Origin of the sequence: Heliomicrobium gestii (genome assembly GCF_009877435.1) — a bacterium.
Taxonomy (GTDB): Bacteria; Bacillota; Desulfitobacteriia; order Heliobacteriales; family Heliobacteriaceae; genus Heliomicrobium; species Heliomicrobium gestii.
The window spans coordinates 202,879-222,158 of record NZ_WXEX01000002.1; the positions used below are offsets into that span (position 1 = coordinate 202,879).

Sequence of the window (19,280 nt, forward strand, 5' to 3'; positions counted from 1 at the left end):
AAGGTGACAAGTAGAATACCCCTATTAAGAAAATGAATATATTCACTCCGCAATTCATGAAATGCTTCAGTTTCCCAACAATACAGGCCCAACCGGCATAATTCAGCGTGGTCAGGAATATATACCTTTTAAATGGAAAAAGGAGGAAAATCATGTGGGGCGTCTTCACTTACTACCGCTCTTATTGCTTGCTTTCCTTTTCCTGTCCCTGTCGCCGACTGCCGGAAGCGCTGTTTCAGACAGAGGGCCCCTTCCGGCGGAGTCGCTGCCACGTTCGCCTGCCCAAAACGCTCCCTCTCCATCCATTGAAGTGGATACCGCCGACTGGGACGACCACCGGCTGATCACCTTCGCCCTGGAAGCGGACAAGCAAATGGCAACGGCCCTCTTCGTCCAAAATCCGGACTGGCTTCGTCACCAGGGGCTGACCCCCGTTTCCATCGCCGCCAAAAACGATTTGTCGCGTCTGTTGGCACCCTACTGGACGTCAGAGTCCATCGACACGGTCTGGGAGGAAGGATCTCGCGCCATGCCTGAACTCCCCTGGGGCTTTTACTCCGAAGGTCCCTCTCTGCTTTTTCTGGCGAAGGATGTCACCGTTTCTCACCCATCGGCGGACACAGCCGTTGTGTCGGGCACCACCGAGGCCTATCAGAGCGAAAACGGCGCCGGCGCCCCCTCGGATAATGGAAGAGATTCGATCAACGTCAGTGTCTATCTGCGACAAACGCCCACAGGTTGGCGCGCCGAATGCCATCGACCAGCAGAAGACGGCGTGTGACTTCACCCATTACGAGAAACAGGGTGGTCCTTCGACCACCCTGACGCACTTCCTCACTCGCTATCTGGTATAATGACGAGAATCAACGGCTGGCTCCGTCCGTTCACAGACTGATTCACCTCCAGCGTCGCCTACACTCCACATTATATCATTATTGTTTTTATTTTCAAACATTCTTACCTCCACTCTCCTGCCTCGTTCTCAACAGCACTCCCTATTCGCGAAAAAAAACGCCACTGGGTTTTACCCCTGCAGCGCTTTTCTCGTTCATCTGAGATGGTGGTTTACTCCTATCAGTCAAGGGCCCGGAGCCAATTGTCCCAGGACTCAATGGACCCGGCCACATAGGCGCCTTTTAAGTGTTCCTGCGCTTCCATGTCGTAATCGAGGCCGCGTCCGCCGATGCAAACGCGCATCGGGAAGGCGCCCCGTTTGGACATGTCTTTGAGTTGATCGTGAATCAGGAGCACTTCGGGCACCAGCAACCGCGATCCGACGGAGAGGGAGACAATGCGCGGGCGCAGTTCACCGACCACCTCGTAGAGGTCATCGGTGGGCAGATCCTGACCCAGGTAGATGACGCGGAACCCACGACGGCGCAGGTAGATCGAGAAGATCAGCAGGCCCAGGTCATGGTGCTCGCCGGAGACGCAAGCGGCCAGGACAAGGGGCAGGTCGCGGTTGGCCGGCAGGGCGCAGAGCATGGCGGCCAAGCGGGCACGGAAGAAGTTGGAGGCAAAGTGCTCGTGGGCGACGGAAAGCTCGCGGCGCGCCCAGCGTTCACCCAGTTCCTGCAGGATGGGCAGGATCAGTTCCACAGCGACGCGCTCCATGCTGAAGAGACTCAAGGCCTCCTCCATGGCGGCGCTCGCCTTTTGCTCGTCATAATCGTCAAGGGCCAGGACGATGCGACGATGGAGTTCACCGAGGGCATCTTTGCCGGTGTCCACCAGCGGGCTGATGGGACGCAGGACATCGTGCTGGTGCAGCATCTTGACGGCCTGTCCGATGGTCACGCCGTTTTTGACCTGCTGGGCCAACCACTGGATGGTCTGCACGTCCTCTTGGGAGTACACCCGGTATCCCGCCTTGTTGCGATCCGGCTGGATGACCTGATACCGGTGTTCCCACACGCGAAGGGTCCCGGCGGCTACGCCGGTCATCTTCTCCACTGCTTTGATGTTGTAAAAGCCGTGATCCTTTGTACTCATGGCGGGCACTCCTTTACACGACCTCGTCTCTTTAGTACACTCGTGAAGGTTATTACAAGTAATTTGTATTAAAATACTTCTCTATCTAGCATGATCATACTATGATTTTCTCTTTGTATCAAGCAATAATAGGGTATGGAAAAAGTTTGTCGCCAGCGGCACTTTTTTCAAGTCCGACCATTGACCCGCATACCCCTAAAAGCGTCTGCGAAAAATGTATCTGTCGCCTTTCGGCGGATAGATATGTCTCTTATAATAAAAATGGTAATAATATAAGCTATCGCAGGCGAATTTCTGACGATGGATCGGGGTTAAAGCCATAACGGATGAGGTGATGCTGTGTTCGAGGATGCTCAAAAGGTCAGTTCTGTTTTTGCCGACAGAACTCGTTTCTCTATCTATCAATATATTGTCAACCACCCAAACGCGACCTGCACGGTCAAGGAGATCGCCCAGGAATTCTCCATTCACCCGAACGTCGCCCGTTTGCATCTGTCGAAGTTGGAAGAGATCGGGCTGCTCGAATCGGGTTGGGATCACCAGTCCATGCCAGGACGGCCGGGGCGGGTTTATTCCCTGCGCAAAAAGGCGATTACACTCCACTTTCCGCCCCGCGAGTACCAGTTGCTCTGCGACCTCACGCTGGATGCCCTCGACGAAGTCGGGGCCGCCGGTATGGCGGCGTTGAACAAGGTGGGGCGCGCCCACGGGGTGCGGCTGGCGCAAGGGCTCCAGTCAAACAGTTCCGCCGGCAGCAGTTCCGCTTCCACCGGCAACGCCGCTGGCGCGACCCATGGCAACGCGAGCCCGGAGGGCGCCTTCGACGCGATGCTCACCATCGAATCGCTGGCGATCTCTGCCGTCACGCGCAACGAAACCGGCGCGATCATCCGCCTGCGCAATTGTCCCTTCCGGGAATCGGCGGAGCGTCGCCATCACCTGACCTGTCCCCTGCACCGCGCCATCCTGAGCGGTGTCTGGGAGACGCTCTTCGAGCCGGCCGTCTTGGCGTCCCTATCGTGCCAAGCCTTGGGGGACGCCTGCTGCGAGATCGGCGTGCATCCCGGCAGTCAAAGCGAAGCTGTGGGCGAGGAAGTGGGCGCATAAGAGATCCCCAGCAGGATGAAAGCGTTTCCACAATCGGCGATAGGCGCCCCTGTCGCCGCGAAGAATCTCACAATTCCGGCATTCTGGACAACCTAGGAAATCCAAAGTGATAGTGAATTCGAAAGACGATCATAACAAGAAACAACGAGAAAAATGGACCAGTTCCTATCCCGGAACTGGTCCATTTCTGTCGAAAGCGTTACGTCAATCCATTCCGGAGTCTATTCAGTTGGCGCCGTAACAATCGCGGGGTTTACACCCCAACGGTTACATACCCGTGACTTTGATCAGGCTCTTCACGGAATCGACGGACTTCGCCAGGAGCAGTTTCTCCTCATCGGTCAGTTCGATCTCGAAGACCTTTTCCACACCGTTGGCGCCGAGCATGACGGGCACGCTGGTGTAGATGCCTTCATAGCCATATTCGCCGTTCAGGTAGGCGGCGACAGGCAGGACGCGCTTCTGGTCTTTCAGGATGGCTCCGACCATCTGGATAACCGAGGCGGAGGGAGCATAGTAGGCCGAGCCGGTCTTCAGGTAGCCCACGATCTCAGCGCCGCCTTTGCGGGCGCGGTCAACCATGGCCTGAATCTTTTCTTCGGGCAGCAGTTGCCGGATGGGGATGCCGCCGATAAAGGTGTAGCTGGGCAGGGGCACCATGTCGTCGCCATGGCCGCCGAGGAGGATGGTCGATACGTCCTTGACAGAGCAGCCCATCTCCATGGCGATGAAGGTCTTGAAGCGGGCGGCGTCCAGGATGCCGGACATGCCGAAGACGCGGTTGGTCGGGAAGCCGGAGGCTTTTTGCGCCACGTAGGTCATGGCGTCGAGGGGGTTGGAGACGATGATGATGATCGAATTGGGCGATTGCTCGGCCGCTTTCTTGGCGCAATCGGCGACGATTTTGGTGTTGGTGGCGATCAGGTCGTCACGGCTCATGCCCGGTTTGCGGGCGATACCGGCGGTGATGACGATGACGTCGGAGTTGGCCGTGTCGGCGTAGTTGTTGGTGCCGAGGATGTTGCAGTCAAACCCTTCGACGGGGGAGGCTTCCATCAGGTCAAGACCTTTGCCTTGGGGGATCCCTTCCATGATGTCAAGGAGCACGATGTCCCCCAGTTCTTTGGAAGCTGCCCAGTGGGCGGCGGTGGCGCCGACGTTGCCTGCACCGATGATGGTAATCTTCTTGCGTGCCATACCTAAATGATTCCCCTTCCTGGCTGATCCAGCCATGTATGTTTTTCTCGCCCGTCGCGCTTACATCCGTTCGATGACCGCCTGGGCGAATTCTGACGCCTTCACTTCCCTGGCGCCGGCGATCTGACGGGCCAGGTCATAGGTGACAACTTTGTCCTCGATGGCCTTTTGGAGGCCCTTGACGATCCGGTCGGCCGCTTCTTGCCAACCGAGGTGTTCGAGCATCATTACACCGGATAGGATGACCGATCCGGGGTTGACTTTATCCAGTCCGGCATACTTGGGCGCCGTGCCGTGGGTGGCTTCGAAGACGGCGTAGGCGTCGGAGAGGTTGCCGCCGGGCGCCATCCCCAGACCGCCGACCTGTGCGGCCAAGGCGTCGGAGAGGTAGTCGCCGTTGAGGTTGGTCGTGGCGATGACATCGTATTCGTCAGGGCGGAGCAGGATCTGCTGGAACATGTTATCGGCGATGCGGTCCTTGATGACGATCTTGCCTTCGGGGACGTTGCCGCCGTAATTGTCCCAGAGCGCCGCCTCAGTGATGGTTAGTTCGGCGAACTCGGCTGCCGCCAGTTCGTAGCCCCAGTCCTTGAAGGCGCCTTCGGTGAATTTCATGATGTTGCCCTTGTGGACGAGGGTGACACTCTTGCGCTTGTTGTCGATGGCGTATTGGATGGCTTTGCGGATCAGGCGCTTGCAGCCGAACTCGGACATGGGTTTTAAGCCGAGGGCGGTGCCCTCTCTGAGGATCTTGACGCCCAATTCGTTGCGGAAGAACTCGGCGGCCTTCTGGGCTTCCGCCGAACCGGCCTTCCATTCAAGACCGGCATAGACGTCTTCCGTGTTTTCCCGGAAGATGACCATGTCAACCTTTTCCGGCGCCTTGACAGGGCTCGGCACGCCGTTGAAGTAGCGCACCGGGCGGACGCAGGCGTAGAGGTCCATGACCTGACGCAGGGTGACGTTCAGCGAACGAAAGCCGCCGCCGACAGGCGTCGTCAGGGGACCCTTGATGCCGACGCGGAACTCTTTGAAGGCTTCAACGGTTTCGTCGGGCAGCCAGGTGTCAACGTTGTTTTTGGCCTTTTCGCCGGCATAGACCTCCATCCAGGCGATGCGCTTTTGGCCGCCGTAGGCTTTTTCCACAGCGGCGTCAAAGACGGCCTGCGAGGCGCGCCAGATATCGGGACCGGTGCCGTCGCCTTCGATGAAAGGGATGATGGGCTGATCCGGCACTTGCAGTTTCCCTTCGGCGAAGCCGATGGTCTCCCCTGTCGCCGGAACCTTTGCGTATTTGTACTCTGCCATATTGAATCCGACCCTCCCTAATGGTGTTTGTCCAACAGACAAACATTCTTTCTGCGCGCTACGCATTCCTTTTTTGTGCTAGAAAAGTTCCTGCGTCATCGCCTCGCCGGCCTGCCGGAGCGGCCGCAAGGGGAAGACTTGATGATAGTACTCAAAGGAACGCAGTTGATCCAAATCCGGATCGTCGATGGGGGAAGGCTCGCTGAGATAACCGATGCGCCGGATCGATCCGATCTGCGTTTGGTGGCAAAAGACGGCGTCGCGCTTCTGCTGCAGGTAGTCCCGCACCGGCACGGCCGTATGGATCTGCTCGCTGGGACGGGCAAACCCCCGCCCCATCCGGGCGACGATGCCGGGATGAAGACAGAGAAAATAGAACTGGGCTTTGCTGCCGCTGAGCAGATAAGCCATCGTCGCATAGTGGCCCATGGTGGTGTGGTCTTTGTGCCCAGACAGGCCATCGGGGCCAAAGGTCACAATGCTGTCGGGCTGATATCGCCAAATCAGGGCCACGATTTTATCGACGATCTCCGCCGGCGGAGCGATGTTCGTATCCTGATCGCGGTAATCGAGAAAATGCAGTTCGTCCACCTGCAGGACGGCGCAAGCCCGGCGGGTCTCCTCCTCGCGCACGCTGCCCAGGTCGGCCGGCTCGCAGAGCGGCGGATCGCCGCATTTGCCCGCTTCGCCGCGGGTCGCGCAGACGAGCACCGTCCGGGCCCCCAGGGCTTTGTAACGCGCCAAGGTTCCGCCCATCCCGAAGGATTCGTCATCGGGGTGCGCCAGAATCGCCATCAGCGTCTTGCCTGCAAACTGTTCTTCCTTATTCAAAACTGTTCCTCACTCCCGTGCTGCAGCGCTATCGCACCCAGCGTTCCTGACGATTGGCGGCGCATGGCATCGCGCGTGGTCCTTCTCCATCGTACCCTATACTATTCCACATATGGCAAAAAGTCAAAGTATACATACGTCGGTGTCTGGTTGTCAGACCAATATTGTTCCAAAAATTACTTGCGCTATTCGACAAAATTCGATAATCTCCTGCTAATTCACTCATCATAATCTTGATTTAACAAAAAAGTGAACAGCCATCGCTCTTCACTGTGTTTGACCGCCCTGTTCTGACTGCCCCGTTCTTTTAGTCTCCCATCTCGTACACGAGCACGCGCTCCCCTTTTTTCTGCACGCTCTCCAGGATGCCGCGCATGGACTGGTCATTGGCGTCATCGCTCTGGGAGGCGAGGGCGATGTCGTTGCCTACCTTGGCGACTAAGATGAGGGTGTGGTAGGGGGCGCCGTTGGCGTAGGCCAACTGAATGAAATCGCCGAGCCGCAGCCGATTGAACCACCGGCTCCAGTCGTTCAGCATGGCGGCGGCGCTGTGGGTGGAAAAGCGGGCCACCCGTCCGGACCAGTGGTTGCGAAAGGCGACGGTCACCTTCCAACTCAGCGTGATCCTTTGATCACCGTCGCGGTCGGTGGCGCCGGGTTTGCACCACCAGTAGCGTGTCCAGGTGAAGCGCTCCGGCGGCCCGAGCACCCAGGGCATCCCGCCGGCATAGAGGCACTGGGAGATGAAGTTGGCGCAGTTGCCGCCGCGGCCGGGACGGCTGTTGAAATCGGGATAGCGGGGGTTGTGGTTTTTGTAATAGCGATTCGCATAGGCGACGGCCGCCTCGCGGTTGTAGCCGGCCACAAGGGCGTTCACTTCCGAATCGGTGGCGGGGGCGCAGCCAAGGTGCTGGGTCAGGGCCGTCTTCAACGGGGCAACGGTGGGCGAATCGCCAACCATCAGCAACGCCCGGTGCAGGTACTCGTCAAAGAGTTCCTGTATGTGGGGCGGCTGTTCCCACTGGCTGGCCTGTTCCAGGACAAAGGCGACCGACTCGAGGTGGTCGCGCCGAAAAATGCGCCCTTCGCGCTCCATGGCCAAGGCGACGACCCGTTCCACCTCCTGGAGACGCCGCGTTCGGTAAAGCTGTTCCCAAGACGCGACAGCGTCGAGGCGCTGCTCTGTTCTGGGCCGGCGGTTGCCTGTCACCCTTTCTTCCAAAGCGCTCCCTCCCCTTCTCATCGTTCGAGCGGCGAAGCTTCGCATCGCACTCCAATGTATGCGGGAAAAGAGTGATCATGCGCAGTTGAAGGCACAGCGCAGCCAGTCCGTCCCTTCGCAGGTCGAAACAAGGCGCGCCTACGAAACCGGAAATCCCCTGCATGGAAAAGGCCGGCGGTGCTCTCACCGCCGGCCTTTTCTTCTTTCGCTGCTTGTAGTTTGTCTGCTTATTTTGTCTCAAATCCCGCCGCAAAGGCCCGCTGGTTGAGTTCCAGGAAACGGGCGGGCACGCGGGCTTCAAGCGCCGCCTCCCAGGTCTCGCGGGGGATGTCCATGACCGAGGCGAGGACACCCATAAGGACCACGTTGGCCGCCTTCGGGTTGCCGAGTTTCGTCGCCAAATCCAGGGCGGGGACGACGGTCAAGCGTCCGACGCGCTGGCCGATGGATTCGATGATCTCTTCCGGATAGGCGGCTGCGCCGATCAGGACCGGCAGGGGCTCGATTTTCTGATCGTTGACGATCATGGCGCCGCCGGGGCGCAGCATGTGGGTCCAGCGGAAGGCTTCCAGTTTTTCAAAGGCTACGATGACATCGGCCTCACCGGGCTCGATGATCGGCGAATGGACCTTTTCCCCGAGGCGGACCTGGGTGACGACGGAACCGCCGCGCTGGGCCATGCCGTGAATCTCGGACATCTTGACATCCCAGCCCTGGGCCAGGGCTACATGGCTGAGGATCTTGGAAGCGAGGATGGTGCCCTGGCCGCCCACGCCGACGAGAAGGATGTTCATTCCCGTTTTCATCTTATTCACCCGCCTTTCGCAGGGCGTTAAAGAGGCACAGTTGGGCGCAAAGGCCGCAGCCGGTGCAAAGGGCGCTGTTGACGACAACCTTGCGGGTGCCCTTGTCGAGGGAAAGAGCGGGGCAACCGAGGCGCAGGCAGGCTTTGCAGCCTTTGCAGCCGACACACTCGAGCGGTGTTTCCGTATTTTTGACGATCAGGGCGCAGGGACGGCGGGTGATGATGACAGACGGCTCGGGGGCTGCCACCTCTTCCTTAATGACGGCCTTGAGGCGATCCAGGTCGAGGGGATCGACCTCGACGACGCGTCTGACGCCGAGGGCCTTGGCCAGGGCGACAAAGTCGACAACGGGAGCGTCCTTGCCCATCAGCGTCTTGCCTGTCGACGGGTTGTGCTGGTGACCTGTCATGGCGGTGATCGAGTTGTCCAGGATGATCACAGTCGAGGTGCCGCCATTGTAGACGATGTCCATCAGACCGGTGACACCGGAGTGGAGGAAGGTCGAGTCGCCGATGACGGAGACGAGGCGGCGGGCCAGGTCGGGGTTGGCTTTTTCCATCCCCAGCGCGCCGGAAATGGAAGCGCCCATGCAGATGCAGGTGTCGATGGCCTCCAAAGGCGCCATGGTGCCGAGGGTATAGCAGCCGATGTCGCCAGAGACGACCAGGCGGAGCTGGCGCAGGGTATAGAAGACACCCCGGTGGGGGCAGCCGGGACACATGACCGGCGGGCGGACAGGGGCGTCAAAGGGTTCCGCCGTCGCGATGACCGCGTTGCTCTGTTCATCCGGTTGGGCGGATTGGATCGGTTGAGCCGTTTGGCAGGCCTCAGCGGCGACGTTGGCACAGGCGGCGCAGCTGTCCGCGCTGGCGCAGTCCGATGTGGCGGCCGCGTCGCTGGCGACGTCGTTCGCACTGTCGTAAGCGGCCTCACTTGTCATACCGAGGGCCGCCATGAGCCGCGTCTTCACGAGGGAGACCGATAGCTCGCCATAGGCCGGCAAGAACGCCTTGCCGATGACATCGATGCCCAAGGCCCGGATGCGATCTTCCAGATAGGGGTCGAGTTCTTCGACCACAAAGAGCACATCGACGGCAGCGGCGAATTCGGCGATCTTTTGTTTCGGCAGCGGATGGGTCATGCCGAGGCGAAGGAGCGAGGCGTCGGGAAAGGCTTCCCGGACATACTGGTAGGCCACGCCGGAGGTGATGATGCCAAAGGAGGGATCGGCCATCTCGATCCGGTTGACGTCCACCGTCTCAGTGAACTCGCCCAGTTGCTTGTCCCGCTCTTCGATAAAGAGCCGCCGCGTTCTCGCGTAGGCCGGGATCATGACGTATTTTTTGGCGTCCTTGCTGTAGGGTTGGACGGTCCGTTCGATCGGTTCACCCAACTCGACCAGGCTCTGGGAGTGAGCGATGCGGGTGGTGATGCGCAGCAGCACCGGCGTATCGAAGCGCTCCGACATGTCCAGGGCCAGCTTGACCATATCCTTCGCTTCCTGGGAATCGGAGGGTTCCAACATGGGGATTTTGGCGAACGGCGCGTAGTTGCGGTTGTCCTGCTCGTTCTGGGACGAGTGCATGCCCGGGTCGTCGGCCGACACGAGGACGAGGCCGCCGCGCACGCCTGTGTAGGCCGCCGTGAAGAGGGGATCGGCGGCGACGTTGACGCCCACATGCTTCATCGTCACGATGGTGCGGGCGCCGGCAATGGCGGCGCCCACGCCGACTTCCATGGCCACCTTTTCGTTGGGAGACCACTGGCAGTAGATCTCAGGATACTTGGCGATGTTTTCAAGAATCTCGGTACTGGGCGTTCCGGGGTAGGCCGCCGCCACAGACACGCCGTATTCGTAAGCGCCGCGGGCGATGGCTTCATTGCCGGTCAAAAGCGTCTTCAACAAAAGTCCCCCTTTATCGCTGCGATATCACGCGTTTTTGTCGTTCACTGGTCAGTCCTTCGGTCGCCGGTCAAGGACGCGCTTGGCCTTGCCGGGGCTGCGCTCCAGGGAGCGGGGCTCGACGAGGCGCACCTTGGCGCTGACAGATAGGACGCTCTTCAGCCGTTCCCGGATGGCGGTTGTCAGCGCCTCCAGTTCACGGTAATTGTCGACGAATCGCTCCTCGGCCAACTCCACCTGGACCTCCAGCGTATCGAGGTAGCCCTGGCGGTCGACCACCAGCAGGTAGTGGGGCGCCACACCGCTGATTTCCATCAGCACGCTCTCGATCTGGGAGGGAAAAACGTTGACGCCGCGGACGATCAACATATCATCGGTGCGACCGGTGACTCGGCGCATGCGTGTCAGTGTCCGCCCGCAAGGGCATGGGCGCCGGTCCAGGCAACTGATGTCCTTCGTCCGGTACCGGATGACAGGGAAACCCTCTTTGGTCAGGGTGGTAAAGACGAGTTCCCCCTCACACCCGTCGGCGACAGGTTCACCCGTCTCGGGGTCGATGACCTCGGCCAGGAAGCAGTCTTCTAAAATATGCAAGCCATCGGCATGGAGGCACTCGCCGGCGACGCCAGGCCCGCCCAATTCGGTGAGGCCGTAGTTGTCAAAGGCCCGGATGCCCCAGGCGTTTTGAATCTCCCGGCGCATCCCCTCAGACCAGGGCTCTGATCCGAAGAGTCCGACGCGCAGCGGCAATTGGGTCGGGTCAATGCCCATGGCTCGCGCCTCTTCCGCCATGTGCAGGGCATAGCTGGGGGTGCAGACCAGCACAGACGTCTCAAAGTCCTGCATGAGCATGATCTGTCGCTGTGTGTTGCCGCCTGAGGCGGGCACAATGGCGCAGCCCACCTTTTCCAGGCCGTAGTGGAGGCCGAATCCCCCCGTGAAAAGCCCGTAGGTAAAGGCGATCTGGGCCGTATCGTCACTCGTCACACCGGCCATGGCGGCGATGCGCGCCACCTGTTCCGTCCAGCGTTCCAGGTCGCCCCAGGTGTAGCCGCCGACAACCGGCTTGCCTGTCGTGCCTGACGAGGCGTGCAGGCGAACCAGTTCCTTTTTGGGAACGGCAAAGAGCCCAAAGGGATACTGATCGCGCAGGTCTGTTTTCGTGGTAAAGGGAAACTTGCCGATATCCTCCAAGGTCTGCAGATCGTCGGGGCGAACGCCCGCCGCGTCGAAGCGCTGGCGGTAAAAGGGCACCTTGTCATAGACGCGATGCAGCGTTTCTCGCAGCCGCCCCAACTGCAACTGCCGGAGCGACTCCCGGTCGATGCACTCCATCTCACGGTTCCAGATCATGCGATCACCTCCTGGGGAAAAGGCGTCGCAAAGCAACCCGCATAGGGAAGCAAAGGGACAGCCAAAAAGCCCGCTCTCCTCACTGACATTCCGTCAGCGGGTTCGGCCTTTCGACTGTCCGAAAAAAAGTCAAAGAAAGCCCCTGCTGTCCGCCCTGTTTTGCCTTCCGGCAAAAGAGCGACAGAACCTGCGTGCATGCGCCATTGCCGCATTGCCTTCCATCCTCCCGTTCTGCTGCAATCATCCGGCGGCCTGCCTGCCTGTCATACCGTCAAACTACTGTGGCCGCCTTTTTGCTGTCGTTTCGTTCCGCGCCGTCGAAGACGACGGCAAACTTGAATGGTTTATATTCGTGATCAATTCAGGAATTCCTTTCTTTTTGAAAAATCTGAGACGTCCGGCGAATGGGTCGCCCCTGTGCAGAACACATCGCTCCAGGGCAAACAAAAAAGCGCCCCCTGACGGCAAGTCAAGGGACGCTTTCGGGGCTATGTTCGATTAGCCGGGAATGATAGCGTCTTGGGGGCACTTGTCGGCGCAAACGCCGCAGTCCACGCAGTCGCTGGTGATGGAGTACTTTTTACCTTCGACGATGGCGCCAACGCAGCAGCCATCCATGCAAGCGCCGCAAGCGGTGCAAGCATCGGTGATTTTGAAAGCCATTGTTCTTTTCACCTGCCTTCCTCAATCCCTATGGTCATCTAGAAACACACCACACCCAGCGAGAAATTCTGTCTTAACCCTCGCTGATAGCGCCGGCTGGGCAAGTGTCAGCACAAGTACCGCAATCAATGCAGGAATCAGCGATCGAATAGACATCGCCTTCCATGATTGCTTCTACGGGGCACGCATCTTTGCAAGCGCCACAGGCGACGCAAGCATCAGAGATTTTGTAGGCCACCTAAGTTCACCCCCCATAGTGTGTCGGGTTCAAATCCAACACTTTTACCATATCACGGATATTATCCGGCTTCAATCACTATTTTTACGAATTGGCGAAGGTTTGTCCGCTATTGCTCGTTCAACCGCCGCCGCGCTTGCGCTATGGCTTCCTTTACGGCTTCCGGCGCCGGGCCGCCGGGCACCTTGCGATCGGCCACACAGCGCTCCACGGAGATGGCCTCGTAGATGTCCTCGCCAAAGGCGTCGGAGCAGGCGCGAAAGTCCTCAAAGGTGAGATCGTCGAGGGCCACGCCCTTTTGCACGCAGAGGAGGACCATCTTGCCGACAATCTCATGGGCTTCCCGGAAGGAGACGCCTTTTTTGGCCAGGTAGTCGGCCACATCGGTGGCGTTGGTGAAGCCGCCCCGGGCGCCGTTCTTCATCGTCTCCCGGCGGACGCGCATGGTGGCGATCATGGGTGTGAAGACGGTCAGGCAGCCCTTGACGGTGTCGACGGCGTCAAAGAGGCTTTCCTTGTCCTCCTGCATGTCCTTGTTATAGGCCAGCGGGAGGGATTTCATGACCGTGAGCAAGGCCATCAGGTCGCCATAGACGCGGCCCGTCTTGCCGCGGATCAGTTCGGCCACGTCGGGGTTTTTCTTCTGGGGCATCATGGAACTGCCCGTGGAGTAGGCGTCATCGAGCTCGATGAAGGCGAACTCCTGGCTGCTCCAGAGGATGATCTCTTCGCAAAAGCGCGAGAGGTGCATCATCGTCAACGAAGCGGCGGCGCAGAACTCGATGGCGAAATCACGATCTGAGACGCCGTCAAGGCTGTTTTCGGTGATCCCGTCAAAGCCGAGTTCGGTCGCGACGGCCAGGCGATCCAAGGGGAAGGTCGTGCCGGCCAACGCGCCAGAACCCAAGGGGGAACGGTTAAGGCGGCGGGCGCAGTCGGCCAACCGGTCAAGGTCGCGGTCAAACATCTGCACATAAGCCAGCAGGTGGTGGGCCAGGGTGATCGGCTGGGCCTTCTGCAGGTGTGTGTAGCCCGGCATGATCGTGTCCACATTTGCCTCAGCCGTGTCGAGCAGGGTGGTGATCAGCTTGGCGAGGAGCGCTCGCGTTTCGGCGATCTCGTCGCGGAGGTAGAGGCGAATGTCCAGGGCCACCTGGTCATTGCGGCTGCGGGCGGTGTGCAGCTTTTTGCCGATATCACCGACGCGTTCGGTCAGGATTTTCTCGATATTCATGTGGATGTCTTCGGCGGCCACGTCGAACTCGATGCGGCCCGCTTCGATGTCCTTCAAAATGCCTTCCAATCCGGCGATGATGGCCCGGGCGTCGCTCTCGGCGATGATACCCTGCTGCCCGAGCATGCGGGCATGGGCCATGGACCCGCGAATGTCCTGCCGGTACAGGCGCTGGTCAAAAGAGATGGACGAATGGAAATCCTCGACGACCTTGTCTGTCCCTTTTTGGAAACGGCCGCCCCACAGTTTTTTGGACACTTGTGCTGCCTCCTCATCCATTGCCAGCCGGGGCATCGCCCGGCATCTTATTCCAAAAAATTTTCGCAAGAAAAGGGCTCTCCAGGGCTTTTGTGAAGGAACTTTTTTGCCCCAGACGTTGTCTAATAAGTATACTTCAGAAACGAAGCGAGGTGAAGCCGATGAAAACCTACACGAATGAATCGAGAATGACGTCACATGAATGGGATTTGATCTCCATGATGCTCGTCGTACTCGTGGCATCAGGTTTAGCGGCCTTCGCCCATGCATAACAGGTGACTTGCTGGTTTGTACGGGCTCTCTCTTTCGGGATTCTCTGTGGATTCATTCGGCATCATGCATATTCGTATTTTTGAAACCCGGGTGTTCGAATACATCCGGGTTTTTTGATGGGTTCGGTTGATCTTCCTGGGTCGCGGGGGGTAAAATTCAAGATGGAGGTGGTTCCCGTGATCACGGTGACCGAAAAAGGGCGTCAAAAACTGATCGAGCTTCTGGAAGAAAACAAAGCGAAATACGTTCGTATTTTTGCCCTCAGCCGGGAACACTCGGCCTACGACCTGGGCCTTGAATTTGAAACCAAACGCGGCGATGTCATCATCGAAGCAGCAGGGATCCAGTTCGTGGCCGACGACATGAGCAAGGATTATCTCCGAGGGCTGCGCATCGACTACGATGACAGCGATGACGAGCCGGGATTTCTCGCCACGTCCAGTTGCAACTCCAGCTGCAGTTCCTGCACCAGCCAGTGCGATCTGTGATTTATCTGCATGACGATAGGCCCTTGACCGCTCTTGTCAAGGGCCTTTTTCTTATCTTTTTTACACCTCTTCCAACGAAAAGGTCTCTGTAAACCACTCCACTGAGTCGATCAGTTGCTTCACTTGCTGAGGATGCTTTTCCACCAATTCACTCAGTTGGTTGTACAGGGGTTGGCCGATCTCGGCGAGCAACCTTTCTCCTTGCGGCGAAAGAGCGATCACCCATTCACGCTGGTCCACAGGACTTTGGGTGCGGCTGATCAATTCCCGCTTTTCCAGGTCCTTCAGGGCTGTCGAGAGCGCCCCCTGGGTCAGGTGAAACTGTTTGCGCATCTCTTTTTGAAGGGCTAAACCGCGAAAATGGATGTGATTCATGATCTGCAACTGGGTAAAGGTCAAGTCGGTTCGCTGGCTGATCCGCGAAACGGTGCTCATGGCGCACTCATAAAAGGATTGCAGTGTTCGAAAGAGCTTGCGCCCCTCATGCCACTCCCCGTTTGACGCTCCATCCGTATGGTCGCCTCTTGCAGAGATGTCGTTCTGCTGTATACCCTGTTGGTTTTCTTTTGCGATGTCCCTATTCACTGTTTCCGCGTCCATTTCTTTTCCCACCCTGCTTCTCGTAATAATCCTTCCCTTGTCGTTCCATCTCGCCTATCCGGTTGGCATGGCCTTGTCGATGATCCGAGATCATTTATTTCAACAGCAAATCCTGTCGGGTTTCTTGAAGTTCGCCTCGCTGGGCGATCATGATTACTCAGCGATCACGACCACTCGGCGACGATTATCACCCGGCGATTTTATCACTCAGCAATCAACCTGTTGAATTCGGGCAGATTTTTGACATGGCTGAAGTCCTCATCGGTCTTTTCCTTGGCTGTCACCTTGCAGTAGGGCATGATGTCAATCGCTTTCGCCAGGTTGTCCAGGCAGGCCTGGGTATTGCCTTGGGCGTCATAGATGGCGGCCTTGCCGAAGTAGGCCCAGGCGTTATCGGGGTCGTAGGCCAGCGAGCGGTCAAACCAGATGAGGGCGTCATCAAAACGGCCATGGAACTTCAAGGCGAGGCCCCGGTTGTAGTAGGCGAAACCGTAATCGGCCCGCAGCGCGATGGCGCGATCGAGCAAGCGCAACGCTTCATCAAGGTTTCCCCGAAAGGCCACAGCGATCCCCTTGCCCGTATAGGCCTGGTAGCAGTTCGGATCAAGTTCCAAGGCCTGATCGTACAGCGCGATGGCTTTATTCAGCCGGTTGGGACCCTGCTCAACATCAAAGGTGTAGTAACCTTTCTCGTACAATTCGACGGCTTTCTTCCTGTTTTCCTCCGAGACTGTCGCGCCAGATGGGACGGTGTCCCTCTCCGAGGCGGCGGATGGCGTCGTCGCCTGGTTTGCCGTCAATGGTACGGCAACGGGCGTGTCCGTTGCCGGCGTGGCTGCGGACTCCCCTCCCGCCGGCGATGCTGTCGTAGACGGGGTCGTCGTTGACGAAGATTCAGCAGGCGCAGGCGTCTCCGCTTTACTTGGCGTCGACGGTGTAGGGGCGCTGCAACCGTTCGTCAAGAACACAGCCACAACACCGATGGCGATGATGTGACGCCAAGCTGACCTCGAAAACGCTTTATTTTTTTGCGGTGATGGGGTTTTCGGAGGCGCCGGAGGATCGGGAGATGCTGGCGGTACTGAGGGTGCTGAGGCTGTGGGCATTGGGTGTACTGGATGTGCTAATGGTGCTGATGGTGCTGAAGTTATCCTCGGCATCACAGGTTTGCCTTTCAATTTGGTCACTCCAGATGAACAGAATGATGATTTATTTATTCGCCAGCGCACCATTATTTCCTACCCTTTTTCCAACAGCACCTCGTTAAATCTATCTTACCACCATTTTACTTCCATTAGGGTCGTCGTCGAAAGGATTTTAAAAATTGCGAGGTGTCCAACGCGCCATAGCCCAAGCTGAGGCCGCTTGGGCAACGGGTGAGTCCGTTATATCTATTTTATCCGGTTCCCGATCGCTACCGATTGGAATCGATATCGTCACAGGTCTGTTTTTATGGTATCCTGAGCATTATCGTCATGGCTAGTAACAGGTTCGCGATGCCCGATCCATTGGGCCGCGACACAAAATCTGCAGTACACGGGAGAGTTGACAATGCAGGAATTGAAAGACCGCATCATGGCAGAGGGAGAAGTGATCGGCACCCACATCCTCAAGGTGGATACCTTTCTAAATCACCAGATCGACCCGGCCTTCATCCTTCGGATGGGGAAAGAACTGGCTGAGCGCTTTGCCGGCGAAGGCATCACCCGGGTGCTTACGGTAGAAGCCTCTGGTATCGCCGTCGCTTCAGCAGTGGCGCTATCGCTCAACGTGCCAGTCGTCTTCGCCAAAAAGAAAAAAGCCAGCACCCAAAGCGCTGTATACGCTTCGCAGATCTATTCCTTCACCCGGCAAGAGACGGTAACCATCACAGTGTCCAAAAAGTTCTTGCCGGCTGATGATGTTGTCCTGATCATCGATGATTTTCTCGCCCACGGAGAAGCGCTAAAGGGCCTAGTGGACATCGTCGATCAGTCCGGCGCACGCCTGGCTGGGGCTGGTATCGTCATTGAAAAACTTTTTCAGCAAGGCGGCGCCGCATTACGAGCCAAAGGCATGCGCATAGAAACCCTGGCAGCCATTGAACAAATGGAACCGGGAAAAATCGATTTTGCCTGAGTGACACATTCTTTTATGTAGGCTACATTATTTGAATGATTGCCACGGCAAGTCAGACAAACGTTATCGCATTATCGCGGTTTTTCTTATGGCGTTTCTCTATAGCGCTTCAGCGGAGCTTTTCAGGCTTCGCTTATTTATTTCCGCCTTCGCGGCATTGCGATCTCGTTTGGCGCCGATGCGCTCCAGCATCTCAGCATAGTGGTTTTTGCCCACGGGGATTTCTATCTTGCCTTGATCGATGTAGGCCATATAGCTATTCACACCATTGGGACGGACCGCTTCGACGCGATCAAGGTTGATGATAAAAGATTTATGACAGCGGAAAAATTGCGACGGCAACAGGGATAGCACTTCCTCAAGCGTCTGCCGCAATTCGTGCCGCTCCATATCGGTATTGAAGACAAGCCGTTTGACATCCTTCAGTTTTTCAATGAAGGTAATGGTGTTCACATCGATGACGACCGTCTTACCGCCGTTCTTAATCGTAAGGCGCGACTTATCGTCGTCAGCTTTGGTTTTAAGGGCCGTCACAATCTTGCCGACGCGCTTCAACGACGAGATGACCCGATCTTCCGTAAACGGTTTGAGCACGTAATCAAAGGCTTTGACCTCGAAAGCCTCCACGGAGAAATTCGTGTGCCCCGTTACGAAGATCAACGCGATATCCGGGTTTTGTTTGGACAACTCTTGGGCTACTTCAAAACCATCCTTGCCAGGCATTTCGATGTCAAGAAGGACAATCTGGGGAGCGCTCGTTTGAACGATCCCCAGAAGTTCATCTCCATTGCCACAGGTTGCAATGACTTCAAATCCTTCCTGGGCAGACACGATTGCCGCAAGGTGATCACAGACGATTTGCTCGTCTTCCGCGATGGCAACGCGGATCGGCATAGGATCACCTACTTACCTCAGTATTGTAGAGTCTGCTTTAATCTTTATTTAACAATTCTTTTGGTGGTTCAGGTTGATACCCAATAGCTATACATGCAGGCTTAATACTTGCCGTGGCAATAATTGTTAAGACGACAACAGAAAAAGACAATGCGTTCCTCTTTAACCAATTTAACATTTACTTTTCACCTCCCCTCAAAGAATTAAGGATGTTGTCTATCTTTTTGATCAGCGAAAAGCCAAAAGGGGTTATTGATACAGCCTGCCAAATGAGACCATAGGCGGATGCTTGTACTATATTTGGACTAAATGTAGATATGTTAATAAACAAAAACCAAATTACCGAAAACAATAACGACCCTATTCGTAGAATTCGAAATCGGGTTTTACCACCTTCTTCTTTAAAAACAACACTGCTCGGCGCATATAAGAACATTATGACTGTAATAATCGATACAACGAGCACCGATATTGGAATACTCTGATATATCCACTGTGATTGAATTGATAATATTGAGAAGCCAATTACAGAAACCATCCCTGTCAAAGTACAGTACCAAAAATTAATGCTATGTGTTCCACCAGAAAAAAGCCTAAGTAGATTAAATGTGATAAGAAATGATACCGCTTCTCCTATTACATTGAAAAAATAAGCTAAGACAACAATGCTACCAATATTAATCGTTAAACCTATTATGTATTCGAGTCCATAGGATAATATCTGCTCTCTCGTTGTATAACCACTTTCTATTGCCAGCCAACTTCCCATTTTAGCAGCTATTTTTTTCATTTTAA

Annotated in this window: 22 protein-coding genes; 6 read left to right on the forward strand and 16 right to left on the reverse strand. The window is 56.8% G+C overall.

What is annotated here, in order from left to right; genetic code table 11:
- The first annotated feature begins 154 nt into the window (after window positions 1-154).
- On the forward strand, window positions 155-781 hold the full coding sequence (locus tag GTO89_RS02930; RefSeq protein WP_161260576.1) for a hypothetical protein: 627 nt from the start codon (window positions 155-157) through the stop codon (window positions 779-781).
- A 293-nt stretch (window positions 782-1,074) separates the two neighbouring features.
- On the opposite strand, the gene GTO89_RS02935 is transcribed toward GTO89_RS02930, so the two are convergent.
- Window positions 1,075-1,992, reverse strand: coding sequence for a MerR family transcriptional regulator (locus GTO89_RS02935; RefSeq protein WP_161260577.1), 918 nt, complete (start codon window positions 1,990-1,992; stop codon window positions 1,075-1,077).
- A 339-nt stretch (window positions 1,993-2,331) separates the two neighbouring features.
- Between GTO89_RS02935 and GTO89_RS02940 the strand changes: the two genes are divergently transcribed.
- The gene (locus tag GTO89_RS02940; RefSeq protein ID WP_161260578.1) at window positions 2,332-3,099 is read left to right on the forward strand and encodes a helix-turn-helix transcriptional regulator; all 768 of its coding nucleotides are present in this window, start codon (window positions 2,332-2,334) and stop codon (window positions 3,097-3,099) included.
- A gap of 267 nt (window positions 3,100-3,366) precedes the next feature.
- On the opposite strand, the gene mdh is transcribed toward GTO89_RS02940, so the two are convergent.
- The 10 genes from mdh to argH all read right to left on the reverse strand — a co-directional run bounded on the left by mdh (window position 3,367) and on the right by argH (window position 14,112).
- Window positions 3,367-4,296 carry a malate dehydrogenase gene (gene mdh / locus GTO89_RS02945; RefSeq protein ID WP_161260579.1) on the reverse strand — a complete coding sequence of 310 codons (930 nt, stop codon included), beginning with the start codon at window positions 4,294-4,296 and terminating at the stop codon, window positions 3,367-3,369.
- A 60-nt stretch (window positions 4,297-4,356) separates the two neighbouring features.
- The gene (gene icd, locus GTO89_RS02950; protein ID WP_161260580.1) at window positions 4,357-5,604 is read right to left on the reverse strand and encodes an isocitrate dehydrogenase (NADP(+)); all 1,248 of its coding nucleotides are present in this window, start codon (window positions 5,602-5,604) and stop codon (window positions 4,357-4,359) included.
- 78 nt (window positions 5,605-5,682) lie between these two features.
- Window positions 5,683-6,435, reverse strand: coding sequence for a PIG-L deacetylase family protein (locus tag GTO89_RS02955; protein WP_161260581.1), 753 nt, complete (start codon window positions 6,433-6,435; stop codon window positions 5,683-5,685).
- Window positions 6,436-6,742: 307 nt separating this feature from the next.
- Entirely contained in the window at window positions 6,743-7,657 is a 915-nt protein-coding gene (locus GTO89_RS02960) for an amidase domain-containing protein (RefSeq protein WP_161260582.1), read from the reverse strand.
- A 227-nt stretch (window positions 7,658-7,884) separates the two neighbouring features.
- On the reverse strand, window positions 7,885-8,463 hold the full coding sequence (locus tag GTO89_RS02965; RefSeq protein WP_161260583.1) for an indolepyruvate oxidoreductase subunit beta: 579 nt from the start codon (window positions 8,461-8,463) through the stop codon (window positions 7,885-7,887).
- Window position 8,464: 1 nt separating this feature from the next.
- Window positions 8,465-10,366 carry a thiamine pyrophosphate-dependent enzyme gene (locus tag GTO89_RS02970; protein ID WP_161260584.1) on the reverse strand — a complete coding sequence of 634 codons (1,902 nt, stop codon included), beginning with the start codon at window positions 10,364-10,366 and terminating at the stop codon, window positions 8,465-8,467.
- Window positions 10,367-10,417: 51 nt separating this feature from the next.
- Window positions 10,418-11,719 (reverse strand): phenylacetate--CoA ligase family protein, encoded by a 1,302-nt coding sequence (locus tag GTO89_RS02975; protein WP_161260585.1) that lies wholly within the window; start codon window positions 11,717-11,719, stop codon window positions 10,418-10,420.
- 498 nt (window positions 11,720-12,217) lie between these two features.
- Window positions 12,218-12,382, reverse strand: a complete 165-nt coding sequence (locus tag GTO89_RS02980) for a DUF362 domain-containing protein (protein ID WP_161260586.1) — start codon at window positions 12,380-12,382, stop codon at window positions 12,218-12,220.
- Window positions 12,383-12,455: 73 nt separating this feature from the next.
- Window positions 12,456-12,620: a DUF362 domain-containing protein gene (locus tag GTO89_RS02985; protein ID WP_161260587.1), complete on the reverse strand. Its 165-nt coding sequence runs from the start codon at window positions 12,618-12,620 to the stop codon at window positions 12,456-12,458.
- Between the two features lie 109 nt (window positions 12,621-12,729).
- Window positions 12,730-14,112: an argininosuccinate lyase gene (argH, locus tag GTO89_RS02990; protein WP_328793847.1), complete on the reverse strand. Its 1,383-nt coding sequence runs from the start codon at window positions 14,110-14,112 to the stop codon at window positions 12,730-12,732.
- Between the two features lie 434 nt (window positions 14,113-14,546).
- Between argH and GTO89_RS02995 the strand changes: the two genes are divergently transcribed.
- Window positions 14,547-14,873 (forward strand): HesB/IscA family protein, encoded by a 327-nt coding sequence (locus tag GTO89_RS02995; protein WP_161260588.1) that lies wholly within the window; start codon window positions 14,547-14,549, stop codon window positions 14,871-14,873.
- A gap of 60 nt (window positions 14,874-14,933) precedes the next feature.
- On the opposite strand, the gene GTO89_RS03000 is transcribed toward GTO89_RS02995, so the two are convergent.
- Window positions 14,934-15,473, reverse strand: a complete 540-nt coding sequence (locus GTO89_RS03000) for a MarR family winged helix-turn-helix transcriptional regulator (protein ID WP_161260589.1) — start codon at window positions 15,471-15,473, stop codon at window positions 14,934-14,936.
- Between the two features lie 203 nt (window positions 15,474-15,676).
- Window positions 15,677-16,171: a tetratricopeptide repeat protein gene (locus GTO89_RS03005; protein WP_161260590.1), complete on the reverse strand. Its 495-nt coding sequence runs from the start codon at window positions 16,169-16,171 to the stop codon at window positions 15,677-15,679.
- Window positions 16,172-16,223: 52 nt separating this feature from the next.
- Between GTO89_RS03005 and GTO89_RS03010 the strand changes: the two genes are divergently transcribed.
- The 3 genes from GTO89_RS03010 (at window position 16,224) to GTO89_RS03020 (ending at window position 17,591) form a co-directional block, all read left to right on the forward strand.
- Window positions 16,224-16,469, forward strand: coding sequence for a hypothetical protein (locus GTO89_RS03010; protein ID WP_161260591.1), 246 nt, complete (start codon window positions 16,224-16,226; stop codon window positions 16,467-16,469).
- Window positions 16,470-16,542: 73 nt separating this feature from the next.
- Window positions 16,543-16,740 (forward strand): hypothetical protein, encoded by a 198-nt coding sequence (locus tag GTO89_RS03015; RefSeq protein WP_161260592.1) that lies wholly within the window; start codon window positions 16,543-16,545, stop codon window positions 16,738-16,740.
- Between the two features lie 284 nt (window positions 16,741-17,024).
- On the forward strand, window positions 17,025-17,591 hold the full coding sequence (locus tag GTO89_RS03020; RefSeq protein WP_161260593.1) for a xanthine phosphoribosyltransferase: 567 nt from the start codon (window positions 17,025-17,027) through the stop codon (window positions 17,589-17,591).
- Between the two features lie 99 nt (window positions 17,592-17,690).
- Here the strand turns inward: GTO89_RS03020 and GTO89_RS03025 are convergent, their stop codons facing one another.
- Genes GTO89_RS03025 through GTO89_RS03035 form a run of 3 tightly spaced genes read right to left on the reverse strand, consistent with a single transcriptional unit; the run spans window position 17,691 to window position 19,275 of the window.
- Window positions 17,691-18,485 carry a LytR/AlgR family response regulator transcription factor gene (locus GTO89_RS03025; protein ID WP_161260594.1) on the reverse strand — a complete coding sequence of 265 codons (795 nt, stop codon included), beginning with the start codon at window positions 18,483-18,485 and terminating at the stop codon, window positions 17,691-17,693.
- Between the two features lie 37 nt (window positions 18,486-18,522).
- Window positions 18,523-18,663, reverse strand: coding sequence for a cyclic lactone autoinducer peptide (locus tag GTO89_RS03030; RefSeq protein WP_161260595.1), 141 nt, complete (start codon window positions 18,661-18,663; stop codon window positions 18,523-18,525).
- Window positions 18,664-19,275, reverse strand: coding sequence for an accessory gene regulator ArgB-like protein (locus GTO89_RS03035; protein WP_161260596.1), 612 nt, complete (start codon window positions 19,273-19,275; stop codon window positions 18,664-18,666).
- Between the last annotated feature and the right edge of the window lie 5 nt (window positions 19,276-19,280).